At 37.0% G+C, this 13,959-nt stretch carries 10 protein-coding genes and 5 pseudogenes; 8 read left to right on the forward strand and 7 right to left on the reverse strand.

The features are described 5' to 3' along the window. The first annotated feature begins 9 nt into the window (after nt 1-9). Genes ACIFUW_RS14100 through ACIFUW_RS14115 form a run of 4 tightly spaced genes read left to right on the forward strand, consistent with a single transcriptional unit; the run spans nt 10 to nt 2,460 of the window. On the forward strand, nt 10-420 hold the full coding sequence (locus tag ACIFUW_RS14100; protein ID WP_002301685.1) for a PTS sugar transporter subunit IIA: 411 nt from the start codon (nt 10-12) through the stop codon (nt 418-420). After that, a complete protein-coding gene (locus ACIFUW_RS14105; protein ID WP_002301684.1) occupies nt 420-887 on the forward strand; it encodes a PTS sugar transporter subunit IIB in 468 nt (155 codons plus the stop codon). Before ACIFUW_RS14100 ends, ACIFUW_RS14105 begins: the two co-directional genes overlap by 1 nt. A 17-nt stretch (nt 888-904) precedes the next feature. Continuing rightward, nucleotides 905-1,651 (forward strand): PTS mannose/fructose/sorbose/N-acetylgalactosamine transporter subunit IIC, encoded by a 747-nt coding sequence (locus ACIFUW_RS14110; RefSeq protein WP_002301683.1) that lies wholly within the window; start codon nt 905-907, stop codon nt 1,649-1,651. After that, the gene (locus ACIFUW_RS14115; protein ID WP_002301682.1) at nt 1,651-2,460 is read left to right on the forward strand and encodes a PTS system mannose/fructose/sorbose family transporter subunit IID; all 810 of its coding nucleotides are present in this window, start codon (nt 1,651-1,653) and stop codon (nt 2,458-2,460) included. Before ACIFUW_RS14110 ends, ACIFUW_RS14115 begins: the two co-directional genes overlap by 1 nt. A 545-nt stretch (nt 2,461-3,005) precedes the next feature. Here ACIFUW_RS14115 and ACIFUW_RS14120 read toward each other — a convergent pair. Then, nucleotides 3,006-3,654, reverse strand: a pseudogene (locus tag ACIFUW_RS14120) (IS6 family transposase). Between the two features lie 76 nt (nt 3,655-3,730). Between ACIFUW_RS14120 and ACIFUW_RS14125 the strand changes: the two are divergent. Then, nucleotides 3,731-4,216 (forward strand): annotated as a pseudogene (locus tag ACIFUW_RS14125) (sigma 54-interacting transcriptional regulator); the annotation flags it as partial. Between the two features lie 206 nt (nt 4,217-4,422). Here ACIFUW_RS14125 and ACIFUW_RS14130 read toward each other — a convergent pair. Next, nucleotides 4,423-4,947: pseudogene (locus ACIFUW_RS14130) on the reverse strand (transposase); the annotation flags it as partial. 103 nt (nt 4,948-5,050) lie between these two features. Here ACIFUW_RS14130 and ACIFUW_RS14135 point away from each other — a divergent pair. Continuing rightward, nucleotides 5,051-6,229: an IS256 family transposase gene (locus ACIFUW_RS14135; RefSeq protein WP_010729801.1), complete on the forward strand. Its 1,179-nt coding sequence runs from the start codon at nt 5,051-5,053 to the stop codon at nt 6,227-6,229. Between the two features lie 47 nt (nt 6,230-6,276). Here the strand turns inward: ACIFUW_RS14135 and ACIFUW_RS14140 are convergent. From ACIFUW_RS14140 to ACIFUW_RS14150, 3 genes and pseudogenes are all read right to left on the reverse strand, one after another. Next, nucleotides 6,277-7,124, reverse strand: a pseudogene (locus tag ACIFUW_RS14140) (VirD4-like conjugal transfer protein, CD1115 family); the annotation flags it as partial. Nucleotides 7,125-7,171: 47 nt separating this feature from the next. Beyond that, entirely contained in the window at nt 7,172-8,101 is a 930-nt protein-coding gene (locus tag ACIFUW_RS14145) for a D-alanyl-D-alanine carboxypeptidase family protein (RefSeq protein ID WP_002299198.1), read from the reverse strand. 72 nt (nt 8,102-8,173) lie between these two features. After that, a complete protein-coding gene (locus ACIFUW_RS14150) occupies nt 8,174-8,785 on the reverse strand; it encodes a VanZ family protein (protein WP_002299197.1) in 612 nt (203 codons plus the stop codon). Nucleotides 8,786-8,946: 161 nt separating this feature from the next. On the opposite strand from ACIFUW_RS14150, the gene ACIFUW_RS14155 reads away from it, so the two are divergent. Both ACIFUW_RS14155 and ACIFUW_RS14160 read left to right on the forward strand, forming a co-directional pair. After that, a complete protein-coding gene (locus ACIFUW_RS14155; protein WP_002296840.1) occupies nt 8,947-10,134 on the forward strand; it encodes an IS256-like element IS16 family transposase in 1,188 nt (395 codons plus the stop codon). Nucleotides 10,135-10,474: 340 nt separating this feature from the next. Then, a protein-coding gene (locus ACIFUW_RS14160) for an IS982-like element ISEfm1 family transposase (protein WP_010729802.1) occupies nt 10,475-11,382 on the forward strand; the annotation gives its coding sequence in 2 pieces (ribosomal slippage) (nt 10,475-11,228 and nt 11,228-11,382; 909 coding nt in all). A 71-nt stretch (nt 11,383-11,453) separates the two neighbouring features. Here the strand turns inward: ACIFUW_RS14160 and istA are convergent. Both istA and ACIFUW_RS14170 read right to left on the reverse strand, forming a co-directional pair. After that, nucleotides 11,454-12,446, reverse strand: a pseudogene (istA, locus tag ACIFUW_RS14165) (IS21 family transposase); the annotation flags it as partial. A 394-nt stretch (nt 12,447-12,840) separates the two neighbouring features. Beyond that, nucleotides 12,841-13,665, reverse strand: a complete 825-nt coding sequence (locus tag ACIFUW_RS14170) for an MBL fold metallo-hydrolase (RefSeq protein ID WP_002298379.1) — start codon at nt 13,663-13,665, stop codon at nt 12,841-12,843. Nucleotides 13,666-13,959 lie beyond the last annotated feature (294 nt).

Here is a 13,959-nt window from a genome sequence, read left to right on the forward strand (position 1 = left end):
GTAAGAGCTATGAGGAAAATTGTAATTGCGACGCATTCCATGATGGCTAAAGGCTTAAAGGATACTTTAGAATTTATTATTGGTCCTCAAAAATCACTTTTAGCAATAACTGCGTATATAGATAGTGACTACTCCATTAACCAGGAAATAGAGCAGCTATTTTCCGACTTAGCGCCTGATGACGAATTAATTGTGACGGTAGATTTACTGGGAGGAAGCGTGTCTAACGCTTTCTCCGAACAAATCGGTAAAGACAATTTTTATTTAATCAGCGGTGTAAATCTGCCGCTGCTTTTAGAGCTTTGCTTATCAGGTGAACAGGACACGAAAAAACTAATCCAAAAAGCTATGAATAGCGGGAATGAAGGGATAGTTTTGGTGAACGAGTTGCTAGAGAAAACAGAAGAGGATGATTTTTAATGATTAAATTATTACGAGTAGATGAACGTTTTGTTCATGGGCAAGTTGCTTTTGCCTGGACAAATAACTTAGGTGCAAATTGTATTTTCGTTGCAAGTAATGAAATCGCTACCAATAATCTGCGCAAAAAAACACTAAAAATGGCTGTTCCTACAGGGACAAAATTTGTGGTGAAGGATATGACAGAGGCCATCTCTGTTTTAAATGGAGAAAAAATCAAGAAATACCAAGTATTTTTAATTGTCGGGACGGTGGAGGATGCCTACGAAATTACTCAGCACGTACCTGAGATTAAAGAAGTGAATTTAGGAAATTTAAAGAAAAACGAGAATCGGAAAATGATTACTAGTTCCGTTTACTTGAATGAACAAGAACTGGACTTGGTGAAAAAAATGACTGAAAACGGGATAACAGTTCAATGTCAGGCTGTACCAACGGACAAAAAAATCAATCCTTTGCATGACTAAAAGAGGAGGGGAAGAATATGATACAAGCAATATTAATCGCACTGGTAGCTTTTTTGGCGTCTATTGATGAATACACATTTGGTGCATCGATGATGGGTAGACCGCTATTTACAGCGCCTTTTGTCGGTTTGATTTTGGGAGATTTAGAGTCAGGAATTATTATTGGTGCCACCTTGGAATCCATGTTCATGGGCTCAATTATGGTAGGGAGTGCGACGCCCCCTGAAGTTTATGCTTCCAGTGTTTTAGGTACAGCAATTGCGATTCAATCGGGTCAAGGAGTAGGAACTGCCGTTGCGTTGACTTTACCTTTGTCCATCTTTCTTCAGATGTGGCGTAACTTCGCCTATGCAATGCCAATTACGTATTTTAACAACAAAATGGATGAGGCATTAGTCAATCATGATTTCAAAAAAGCACAAAAATATCATTATGTGGCTCAACCTTTAATCGTTGGGGTTCCATCGGCCATTTTAGTTTTTGTAGCTACTTATTTTGGTGTGTCTACAATCAATGCGATGATCAAGTTGATTCCTCAGGTTGTATTGGACAGCTTTGATGTTGCGGCCGGTGTGCTTTCTTGTGTTGGGCTAGCGTTATTAATTAAAATGATGGCGAATAAAGCGATGATGCCTTATCTTTTCTTAGGATTTGTCGGCGTAATGTATCTGAAAATGGATGTTGTCGGTGTGGCTGTCGTCGGACTTTGCTTAGCGTTACTGGCTGTTCAAAAGCTAACTTTTGAAGAGGAGGAAGATTTATAATGGTAAAAGAAAGTGTTATTGGGAAAAAAGAATTAAGAAGTATATTTTGGCGCTCCTTTTTTATGCAATCCTCTTGGTCCTTCGATAAAATGATGGCATATGGACAAATGAATGGTATTGAACGTTCCTTACGTAAAATATATCCGAACGATGATGATTATTATACAGCGTTGCAGCGCCATACGGAAACATTTAACATTACACCGCATATTGCGCCTTTTGTTATGAGCTTGTCCGTCACCATGGAAGAAGAAAATGCTAAAAATCCTGAATTTGATACAGACGCAATTAATAAAATCAAAACAGGATTAATGGGACCTTTATCAGGTATTGGCGATTCATTTTTCTGGGGAACTTTTCGGGTTATTGCGGCTGGCATAGGTATTTCTTTTGCTCAACAAGGGAATATTTTAGGCATGATCCTTTATTTTACTTTGTATACTGCCATTCATTTTATTTTTAAATGGTTGGCGACAAAATATGGCTATGTTTTAGGAACTAAATTTATTGATGATACAGAAGACAACCATATGATTGACAAATTATCTCATGGTGCTTCGATTTTAGGTTTAACGGTAATTGGCGCGATGATAGGCACGATGGTTACTTTAAATACGTCACTAAAATTCACGGTTGGTGGAGCTGAAACTTCATTACAAAGTATTTTTGATCAAATTTTTCCGGGCTTGCTGCCATTAGGAATTACCTTTTTATGCGTCTGGCTTTACTCCAAAGGGCATAAAACGATCACAATTATTCTAGGAATTTTTGTTTTATGCTTTTTAGGTACACTTGGCGGAATTTTTTAAGAAACTTGGAATTATAGAAGTAAATATTTGTTCTTAAGATTTACATTTATTCAACAGTAAAAAGAACTTGTAAAAGTAACCAACTAAAAAGTAGTTTTGCTTTGATCTTAGAAACAAACAGCAAATAAAGTTTAGGCTTACAAACTGTTTAGAGTAAGACCAAGCCAAAAGTCGCTAAGATTTGAGCAATTGGAGTAGAAGACAAAACAGACGCTTTTTGTCTGGTTGGCTGTTACGAAATGGCCGAAAATCTGACTTTTGACCACCATTTATCCGAACATAGCACCTAGAGATTGCTGCGATCGACGCGCAGCTAGAGTTGCTTTCGACCCACCGTTTATTCGGATTTAGACTCACTAAAAGTCTGGGAATTTATTTATGTCTCAGACTCTCCTTATTATTTTTGTGCATTTCTTCTGATGGTGTTAAACCGCGAAGATCACCGAGGTTTGAGGATGAATGGACCTGCTCGTGGTTTTTGTCGCTTTAAGGGTTCTGTTGCAAAGTTTTAAATAAAGAATAAAATCCCTTACGGTATCTATGATTTAAGCTGGGATTCCCAATAATACCTTGATTTCAGTACAGACCGAAAACCCGAAGAGAGTGCCTTCTTTTCGGGTTTTCTTATATAATCCTCGAATGGCTTCCATGCCTTTAATCGTGGTAGAGGCAGTGCGTAAACTTCGATAGAATTTATTGCGTCTCTTTACTGGACGATGGTCTTGTTCAATCAAATTATTCAGGTATTTAATGGTACGATGTTCTGTCCCTTGATAAAAGCCGTATTCTTTTAGTTTCTTAAAGGCACTTGTAATAGAGGGGGCTTTATCTGTGACTACAACCTTCGGTTCATCAAACTGCTTCACTAACCGCTTAAGAAAAGCATACGCTGCTTGTGTGTCCCGTTTTTTACGTAACCAAATATCCAAGGTTAAACCATCTGCATCGATGGCTCGATACAAATAATGCCATTTTCCATGAATAAAAGGATTTTTTATTTTTCTTTTTCCAAATTTGATAGAGTAGTTTGCCATATTCTTGCACCCAACGATAAATCGTCGTATGAGAAACGTTAATGCCACGATCATATAAGATTTCTTGAACTTCACGATAGCTAAGGTTATAACGAAGATAGTAGCCCACGGCTACAATAATCACATCCTGCTGAAATTGCTTTCCTTTAAAATGATTCATCGTCATTCCTCCTGCTATCTTTTTCTATTATTCTACCTTATTTGATAGTAGATTTAAAACTTTGCAACAGAACCGTTTAAAGGAAGCGATCGATCAAATCAAGACGGCTGTCTTGTATCCTCATAACGGATTACCGATTTTATTGATGGGTGTAAGCGGTTCAGGAAAAACCTTTTTGGCAGAAAAAATTTATGAATACGCCAAGGAACAACAGGTGATAGAATCAAATGCTCCATTTATCGCCTATAATTGTGCTCAATACTTTAATTTCTCGATTAACAAGATCGTAGAAAATTTAACGATCCTTGATGCAATGAAGGTTTTGAGATTGGTACAAAAGGCCGTCAAAGAACTCGAAAAACTAATGGGGATCGAATTTTCAAACAATCAATTGTTCTTGCTTTACATGCACTGCTGCTCAATGATCGAACGTATTTTACGCAAAGAAAGTGTAGATGAACAAGCAGATATCAAAGAATATATTCAAAAAGAGGGACATAATTATGAAATATCAAAATACCCGGCTTACAAAACGAAGTTTGAAAGTACTGTAATAAAGTAAGATTTAAATAAGCATAAACAAGGTAAGAACCATAGGGGCTGTGTCAAGTCCAAAATCTTGTGTAAAAAGGAAATCTCAAAGTACGATGTTTTGCCTTGTTGAGCCTAGCTACGGTCCAATATGCTGGTAAGAAGTGTCAAGAGCAAAAAGCGAAGCGTCTCTTGATACTTCTCACCAGTATATTATACTATTGGCGGCTTAATGTGCTAAATCTCGTTACGATCAAATTCAAGATATTTTCTAGGTGCAGAAGTCCATTCGTCATCCTTTTCCATCAATAAAGCACCGATGATACGAATAACAGAATCACAATTTGGGAAAATTCGGACAACACGTTCACGACGGCGTACTTCTTCATTTAGTCTTTCAAGAACATTCGTTGTTCTCAATCGTTGACGGATATTTTCTGGTAAAACCATTACTTGCATGGCATCTTCGAAGCCCTCATCCAATATTTTACAGGCAGTTGCGACTTTCTTGTCTTCCCCATATTTATCCATAATAAGTTGTTTACGTTCTCCAGCCAGCTCGATGCTTGCCGTTTTGAAGATGGCTTTAAAGTCTTCTTTGATATCGCTTGAGATTTTCTTGGAGAATTTGTCGGAAATGTTGCGAAGGAGATGTGCTTGGCATCTCTGCTAGCTCGCACAAAGAAGGTATTCTTTCACAGCTTTTGTGAGCCCTATATGCGCATCCGAGATGACCATCTTTACTCCTGAAAGACCGCGTTCTTTCAATCCGAGAGTGTAAAATATTTTGTGTAAATAGAAAAAAGGAAGTCCCTTCAGTAGAATAGAGTTACCACAACACATTCACAGAAAAGAGGACTTCCATATGAACGATTTTACTACAGAAATTCTAAAGACTCTAGCGAATAAAGGCGATTTGAATGAATTATTCCGTGTCCATTTGGAAAAAGCTGTCAATACGCTTCTCAAAACGGAGTTAACGGCTTTCCTCGATTACGAAAAGTACGATCGCATTGGTTTTAACACGGGTAATTCTCGTAACGGCTCCTATGACCGTACGGTCAAGACCGAGTACGGGGAACTTCATCTCCAGATTCCGCGCGACCGCAACGGCGAGTTCAAGCAACAGACTGTTCCTGCTTATAGACGGACGAATGATACCTTAGAGGAGACCGTCATTCACCTCTTCCGAAAAGGTATTACCATGTCGGAAATCGCAGACTTGATTGAGAAAATGTATGGGCATCACTACACGCCCCAAACCATGTCCAATATGACTAAATCATTTACGGAAGAAGTCACTTCATTTAAGGAACGTGAGCTTCATGACCGTTATGCCGCTATTTATATGGACGCAACCTATATCCCTTTAAAGCGGAAAACCGTCGCCAAGGAAGCCATTCATATCGCAGTTGGCATTCGCCCGGACGGTTCAAAGGAAGTGTTGAGCTATGCGATTGCACCAACTGAATCTATCACGATTTGGGAAGAGATTTTAATAGACCTCCAGGAACGTGGCGTGAAAAACGTCCTCCTTTTCATCACGGATGGCTTAAAGGGGATGGCAGGGGCCGTGCAGCGGTTCTACCCCAAAGCCCGTTTTCAACATTGCTGTGTGCACGTTTCCCGTAATATCAGTCACAAAGTGCGTGTCGATGATCGTAAGGAAGTCTGTGATGATTTTAAAATGGTGTATCAAGCGTCATCTAAAAAGGCGGCATTGGAAGCACGTGGTGCTTTTGCGGAAAAATGGAAAACCAGTTATCCAAAAATGGTGGAATCGATCCTTTCGAACGATTACCTGCTCACTTTCTATGATTTTCCATTAGCCATACGCAAGACTATTTACTCTACGAACTTGATTGAATCCTTTAATAAGCAAATCAAGAAATACAGCCACAGAAAAGAGCAGTTTCAAAATGAAGAATCACTAGAGCGTTTCCTAGTATCCATCTTTGATACATACAATCAAAAATTCTTAAATAGAAGCCATAAAGGCTTCCAACAAGTGACGGATACATTAGCTTCAATGTTTACTGAGTAACCCATTATTTTGCAGAAGGACGAGTTATTTACACAAAATATTTTACGCTATCTTTGTTTTAAATACTCTTCTACATCAAACAAGTTTTTCTTATCATAATCTTCCAACAATTTGTAATTCTTATGCTTTGTAATATCAAATTTATCAGATAGAAAAGGTCTTGCTCCTCTTAGCTGGTAAATACACTTACCACCATCCATTACAGTTATTTCATCTTGACTCATAAGTTCCTTGCCAGTCTTTTGATAATTTAGACCAAAAGATTTTTGATTTGATCTTGTTTCTGATGTGTTATATAGGTCTATGGTTTCTTTTCCTAAGGTTTCTGATAATTCTTTTACTGTTGTTTTTTCTTTTCCTCCTAGAAAAAGTGTAGAGTCACAGTTACCAACTATTGTATCTGCATGGTCTTTATAAATTGCTTTTAATTGAGATTGTGCTTGCAGTATTATACTTGCCGATATTTCTCTTGAACGAATTGTCGCTATTAGTTTTTCAAATTTAGGAATCAAACCGATATTTGCAAACTCATCAAGTAGACACCTAACATGAACTGGAAGTCTTCCACCATACACATCATCTGCCTTATCACATAGTAGATTAAATAATTGAGAATACATTATTGAAACTACAAAATTAAATGTATCATCTGTATCTGATATTATTACAAACAAGGCAGTTTTTCTATCTCCAATTTTATCGAGTTCTAGTTCATCTTCGCTCATTAGTTCTCTAAGCTCTCTTATATCAAAAGGTGCAAGTCTTGCTCCACAAGATATTAGAATTGACTTAGCAGTTTTTCCTGAGACGTGTTGTAAAGGACTTTTTTATATTTTTTCGATTTTAGGGCAAAAAAGTGAGCAACCGTTTTTCGACTGCTCACTTTCTTCATTCTCAAACTTTTCAAAGAAACTTTAGATACGCGCTTAAAGGCACGAAATTTCAAGGCAGATTATGCAATAGATTTTGAACATCTACATAACGCCTACTATCACTCTCTGAACCAAAACTTACAAGTAAATAGTGGTTATCAGAACTAGATGTATAATACACACATAGATTGTATCTCCCATCAAACGATCCAGTTTTTACACCTTTTACACCTTCAGTAAAGTATCTATTATCTTGTTGCATAAATTGATTCGTAGTATTCCAGTTATAAACATTTCCCTTAATTGATTTTGCTCTATAAGTTTCCTTGGCAACTATTTCTGCAAATTTATCATTCTTTAGTAGCTTTGCAGCTACTTTTGTCAAATCTTCCGCTGATGTTGTAGCATTGGAGTCATAGCCAGCAGCGTCAGTAAAATGAGTATGTTTATAGCCTTGCTCACTTAGATAACGATCTAAGTTTTTCATGAAGCTTTGATAGCGTTCTTCATCATTCTTTGCATCAGGATCAAGTTTTCCACCTGTATAAATTGCCAAACTATAAGCTGCATCATTTCCTGAGGGTAAGACCATAGCACAGATAATGTCATAAACAGATAAAATATCTCCTTCTTGAAGATGTGCAGTAGATGAGTCAGCTTTCTGCATGTCAAGTGCAGTAGGACTAATTGTAATCTGTTCATCTAAACTTAGGACACTAAGCGCATAATCAATCGTAAATAATTTGCTCAATGAGGCGGGTAATTCTTCTTGGTCTTTTTTCATATAGCTATGAATATCCATTGTATCAAGGTTTATTATTTCAAATGAAGAACCTAGATATAGATGGTCATAAAAATCTTTGTCAAGAATGCGTTTAATCCTATCATAAACAGCTCTTGCATACGGCCGATTCACATAAGAAATAACAACCGCTGTACACATTAGAATCACAATCAAAGACGCTAAAAGAACAAGCCCCCATTTTAAGAATCTTTTCATACTTCCTCCTTTCCAGAGTTGTGTACAAGAATATTCTTTCTCAACTCAAACTCATTATTTTCTATGGAATTATCAGGATAATACTTCAAAAGCAAACCAGAAAGGAAAATACAGTAAGAATTTTCCGGTAAAACCAATCAATATATAAATATAAGGTTCTAAATAATCTACTGTAGATGACTTGTCCTTCAAGGACACCACTCTACTTAAAACAGCCCACAGTATAAAGCCTATAACCGCACCAAAGGTATTTGCTATTAAATCATCAATATCTGTTGCTCTTGTAGTTATAATTTGTGAGACTTCAATAATTAGTGAAAATAGAGCCCCAGCCAAGAAAACAGGAACTATTTTCCTATAACTTTTCCATATGATTGGTAGTAAGAATCCTAAGGGCACACACATTACTATATTTAATATAAAGCTAATGTTTAGTCCACTGAATGGTACAAGATTAACACTGCCCTGTACTAGAGAAAATTTCCTACCTGTATCAGGTCTATAAAAAATATCTGTTAGTCCACCTGTACCAGTCAATTCAAAAACTTTCCAACAGTACAGCATAAAAATCAAAATCAGGATATTGTGTTTCAGGGTATTTTTTTTGCAAAAAAATACCATATAAATAATACATGGTGCCATTACACATAAAAGGCTATAAAGTGTAGGTAGTATAAAATACATTTATTTTCCTCCTTCCAATATAAATTAAATTTTATAACTTCATATAAACTTCAGATTACGTCCATATAATTGTGTAAAAGTGAAGCATCAAAAAAGCCATTGATCTCAGTTAGGAGTACAATGTTTTTTGCAGAAAACATACTCGAATAGGACTGATATCAATGACTCAAGTACATTTTACTTTTGAAAGCGAAGAAATTCAAGCAATTATAAACGAAAGCGGTGCGAATGATACCGCAAAAACACTTATGACTATCATGTTTAATCAGCTGATGGAAGAACAACGAAATCAATATATTCAGGCAAATGCCTATGAACGTTCAGAAGAACGGCAATCACAAAGAAATGGTTACTACGATCGTTCGTTTACAACTCGAATTGGTACGTTAGAACTTCATGTTCCACGAACCAGAGACGGTAAGTTTAGTCCTACTATCTTTGAAAGATATCAGCGAAGCGAAAAAGCTTTGATCGCTGCCATGATTGAAATGGTCATTTCTGGTGTCTCCACTCGCAAAGTAACTAAAACAGTTGAACTGCTAACGGATGGTGCGACTGTTTCTAAATCATTCGTTTCAAATCTGATGAAACAGTTGGATCCATTTGTTTTTGAGTGGAGAAACCGGAGCCTAGAAGGCTCGGAATATCCATTTTTCATGTGTGATGCCCTGTATATGAAAGTAAGGGAAAATCATCGTATTGTCTCAAAAGGTGTATATATTGGTATCGGCATTGATTCTGATGGACGACGTACGATTCTTGGTTTTGATGTTCAAGACGGCGAATCGGAAGATAATTGGGATACCGTTTTTCAATCGTTCGTTCAACGAGGTTTGTTCGGTGTAAAACTGGTCATTTCTGATGCACACAAAGGGTTAGTTAAGGCTGTTCGCAAGAACTTTTTAGGTGCGAGCTGGCAAAGATGCCAAGCCCACTTTTTGAGAAATATTTTTGATAAGCTGCCAAAGAAAGTTTCTTCTGATGTAAAAGACGAGTTGAAGAGTATCTTTAAAGCCTCTGAACTTGAATTGACACGTGAAAGAAAAGAGCACTTCTTGGAAAAATATGGTTGTGATTCAAAATTAAGTGCTGCTTGCGACATTTTAGAAAACGGCTTTGAAGATGCTATTCAAATTTTGTCTTTTCCTGAAAATATCCGCCGAAGGATTCGTACAACCAATGTGTTGGAACGGTTGAACGAAGAGATTCGCCGGAGAGAACGAGTGATTCGGATTTTTCCAAATATCAATTCCATCACTCGGATAATTGGAACACTTTTGATGGAAAAAGACACTGAGTGGCTGGCTTCTCCACGAAAATATTTAGAATTTAATTCGAATAACATTTAGCACCATGAACCTGTGCGAGTCTCTTCTTTCTGAGGAGAGACATCAAGAGTCGCTGCGCTACTGCTCCTGACCTCTCTCCTCAGAAAGAAAGGCATGGCAGTTAGGTTCACAACGCAAAACATTGTGCTTTTGATGAGGTTGAACTTTTACACAAGATTGTGGACTTGACTAAACTTCAAGCTTCTATTTCTTGTAAAAAAATGCCTATAATACATTTTATTATATCATAACCCGTGGTGCTAGTTAATTTTTTCCTAGAGGGAAATGTCTAAACATGTTGGTAAATCAACAAAAAAACGCATATAGTAGTCTCAAAACTCCCAAGAAATGAGGACTACATATGCGTTCATCAAAATATACTGAACATTATACAGATACTTTTATAACATTCAAGGAAATTATGAGAACTGTTTCTAACATATACCACAATTGTGTACCAGATAAGATTAAAAACCGAAGAAATACTGATCAACTGAAGCAACGCGATACAGTGATTATTGCTTGTGTTATATGGGGCATAATTAATGGCTATACTAGCCAAAGAGCCACGTATAGAGCGGTTTGTTCCGTCTTATTTCCTAATGGTGACTTTCCTAGTAGGAGTCGATTCACTCGCTTAAGTTCAAACTTAGCTTACACTATCAAGATTATTCGATACTTTTTCATCAAGAAGCTCACCAAAGGTGAACTAGTCGGAATTATAGATAGTTTTCCTAGTCCATTATGTAAACCAGTTAGAAATAGACAAGCAAAACTATTGAATCAAATAGCCAAAGTTGGCTATAACTCAACAAAAAAATCTTATTTTTATGGTCTTAAAATTCATATGATCGTTACTAAGACTGGCTTTCCGATTACTTACTCAATCACGAATCCAGGTGTCCATGACGTGAAAGTGTTAGAGACTTTATCGGAAGAAGCGAATCTTCCCAATATCCTAGGGGACAAAGGATATATTAGCCATAAAATCCATGAAAAGCTTGCCCTTAAGGGCATTACTATATCCGTTCCGCCACGTAAAAACATGGATAAATCAGAAAAACTAGACCACAGCTTACTTGGAAAACAAAGAAAAACAGTTGAGACTGTTTTTTTTCCTTAGAAAAATTAGGTTGTCAAAATTTCAACTCACGTTCTGTTAAAGGGCTAGAGAGTAGATTTGAAAGCATATTACTGGCTTACAGTGTTCTATTAAGTCGAGCACAACGACGTTTTGAAGGAACTTTGAGATATTCTTTAGGATATTAAAATTAACTAGCACCACGGGTAAAATAAATAGTTTTTCTATCAAGTATATTGAACTACGATAAATTTGTTATTTTGTTTTGTTTAATTTCGTTGTACTTATTGGCTTTGACTTCGATTTCTTTAAATACTGGGTAATCGGTGTCCGGCAAAGCTAGCAAATCTGTTTTTTCTGTGTTCCATAGATCATTGATAATGACATGTTTTTCGTAATGGATTCGCTCTCGATCGTGTGACAGCTCCACCGCTAATGCCTCGTTGAAACTGGCGAAATCCTTCATAATCGGTGTAGATGAAAAGAAGTTGTACCGTACATAGCCGACTTTGTTTTCCATACTACCTTTCTCGTTTCCGCTACGTGGATTGCACACCTGTGTCTCAAAACCATAGTGCATAGAAAATCGGAGGAAACCGTCAGTCAGCACCGCTTGTTCAGTCTTTGTTTTTGTCTAAGTAACGGCCGTTGACATATTATCAATCCGTATTTTCCGAGGAACGCCACCTGATTGGCTGAAGAGTTCTTTCATGCCTTCCAACAAACATTCTTGATTCTCGGCGGGGAGTACAACGGCGAATCCTGCATTACTAAAAGGGAAAGTCATCACTAATACCTTCACATCTTTAAACGCTCCATCGTGACAAACTTCCATCGTACCAAAATCAAGTTGCGCTTCTGCTGGCGGGTGTTCAAGACGCTCAAAGCCTTGGTCTTCCAGTGTTTCCAAGTAGTGTGTCGCTTTCCAATCTTGAATGAATACACAGACTGTTCGGTAGGATCCTGGAAAGCCATCGGCTTTTAAAGCAGTAGTCATTGCTTCAGCAGTCCTACGCTTTTTATTTGGCAGCTTAGCATCTTCTGAAAGCCATAGGGAAACGATGCCTCCCCACTTTTCTGTATACATCATACCAGTCTTTTTGCGTGCTTTAGGTTGCGGCAGCAAATCATCATCTGCATATTTTTTAGCCGTGCGCCAATTTACATCTAGCTCCTTTGCAATATGATTAATGGATTTATCATGATTATTTCGTAAATTTCTGATAGTATTAATATCGGTCATTGTGAGCATACCTTTCTTACCTCCAGTTACAGTGTCGAGACTATAACTTTAGAGGAGTTTCAGGTTGCCCGCAATGGCTTTTTATCTTAACTTAATCGATTTGCGGAGTTGTGTAGTTTTTCGTTGCACTTGTATGTACTTTTATTCTGCCATAAACAGCTTAATGAATGTCCACTTGAAAAAGTGAATAAACGAAATAGATGACTCGATTTAATAAGGAAGTAAACCCACACAGAAATATAGGTGATTTTCCTTGAATGACCAAGATATTGAAAGTTAGTGAAAAAACACAAAAAGGTAGCCCTATTCACAGAAGGTCTGCCTTTTGTGTTATCGCCAGCAAACATTAGAGGGGGTATTTCATATAGCTTTTGTCCTCTCGACAGTCCTATCAGTTTCTCTTTTAACTTATCTCTAAGTGCTGTCCAGTTTTAATAGCTTCTAGCTTGTTTCCTAACTGTGTTTTTAATATGTTGAAGGCTTTTGAACCTGTGCAGTGGCAAGTAAGGATTTTTTCTACTCGTGAGTCATTCAATTTATTTCCAATTTTCATTACCTCTTGCTCAGGTAGACCTAAATTATTTATATAAGGTATGCCAATCATATGGAAGCCACCAATTAGGTATTTTATGGGTTTAGTCGGAAATGTTTCAAGAGCAATTTCCATCATATCGATAATGCCATGATGACTACAGCCAGTAAAGACAATCAGACCGTCTTCTTGCTCAATTACGACCAATAATTCATCTGAAAAATCATCATAAACAAATTTATCATCCATCTTTTTGTATAAATTCTTGGTGGTCGAGTTTGCTTTGCCTAGGGGGATGATATGGAAGCTCGGAGCAAGTTCTGTTTTCGTTTTTATTGTATGTAAATTCTCATGCATTTTAAGGATTTCATTTTTAGGAATACCAACATACAGAAACGTGGTTAAAATCTTTAAATAATGGGGTAAAGTTACACCTTCAGCTGTATAAATAGGGGCGTTTCCTGATTTTAAATATCTTAACCCGCCGGTGTGGTCAGAATGACCGTGTGAAATAATCACTGCCTCCAGATCATTCAAAGTTTCCCCCATTTTAGTCGCATTATAGACTAATTTTTTATTAGCGCCAGCATCGAAGAGATATTTCTTCCCTGAGTAGTTAATTAAGAGAGATAACCCATGTCCACTTTTAAAGTTCAAATTTATTCTTGAGTTTTCAAATAAAACCTTGATTTCCACTATAACATCTCCTTTCACATGAACGCGTATTCATATATTGTAGCACATTAAGTTCTATTTTTTGTTGTAATTACCGAAAAAAATATTAATGGACGCTTTTTACGCTTTATTTCGTATGTGGAAGAAAATTTCTTAGGATGTGGCGGGGGATTGGGGCAAAGCTAAATTCCAATTACAGTGATCATTTAATTAGACACCTTTAAATACCCACACTTTCATCAACACTATAATTTAGGGAAAGAAAAGTGTTGGCATGATATAGAAAAACCTTTAATTAACAGCGTTTCCTAAAAT

It is taken from the genome of Enterococcus sp. PLH-Efm8, from assembly GCF_053011625.1.

Coding starts and splice junctions, on each gene's coding strand:
- ACIFUW_RS14100 (WP_002301685.1), top strand. CDS start 10: ATGAGGAAAATTGTAATTGCGACGCATTCCATGATGGCTAAAGGCTTA.
- ACIFUW_RS14105 (WP_002301684.1), top strand. CDS start 420: ATGATTAAATTATTACGAGTAGATGAACGTTTTGTTCATGGGCAAGTT.
- ACIFUW_RS14110 (WP_002301683.1), top strand. CDS start 905: ATGATACAAGCAATATTAATCGCACTGGTAGCTTTTTTGGCGTCTATT.
- ACIFUW_RS14115 (WP_002301682.1), top strand. CDS start 1,651: ATGGTAAAAGAAAGTGTTATTGGGAAAAAAGAATTAAGAAGTATATTT.
- ACIFUW_RS14135 (WP_010729801.1), top strand. CDS start 5,051: ATGAACGATTTTACTACAGAAATTCTAAAGACTCTAGCGAATAAAGGC.
- ACIFUW_RS14145 (WP_002299198.1), bottom strand. CDS start 8,101: ATGAAAAGATTCTTAAAATGGGGGCTTGTTCTTTTAGCGTCTTTGATT.
- ACIFUW_RS14150 (WP_002299197.1), bottom strand. CDS start 8,785: ATGTATTTTATACTACCTACACTTTATAGCCTTTTATGTGTAATGGCA.
- ACIFUW_RS14155 (WP_002296840.1), top strand. CDS start 8,947: ATGACTCAAGTACATTTTACTTTTGAAAGCGAAGAAATTCAAGCAATT.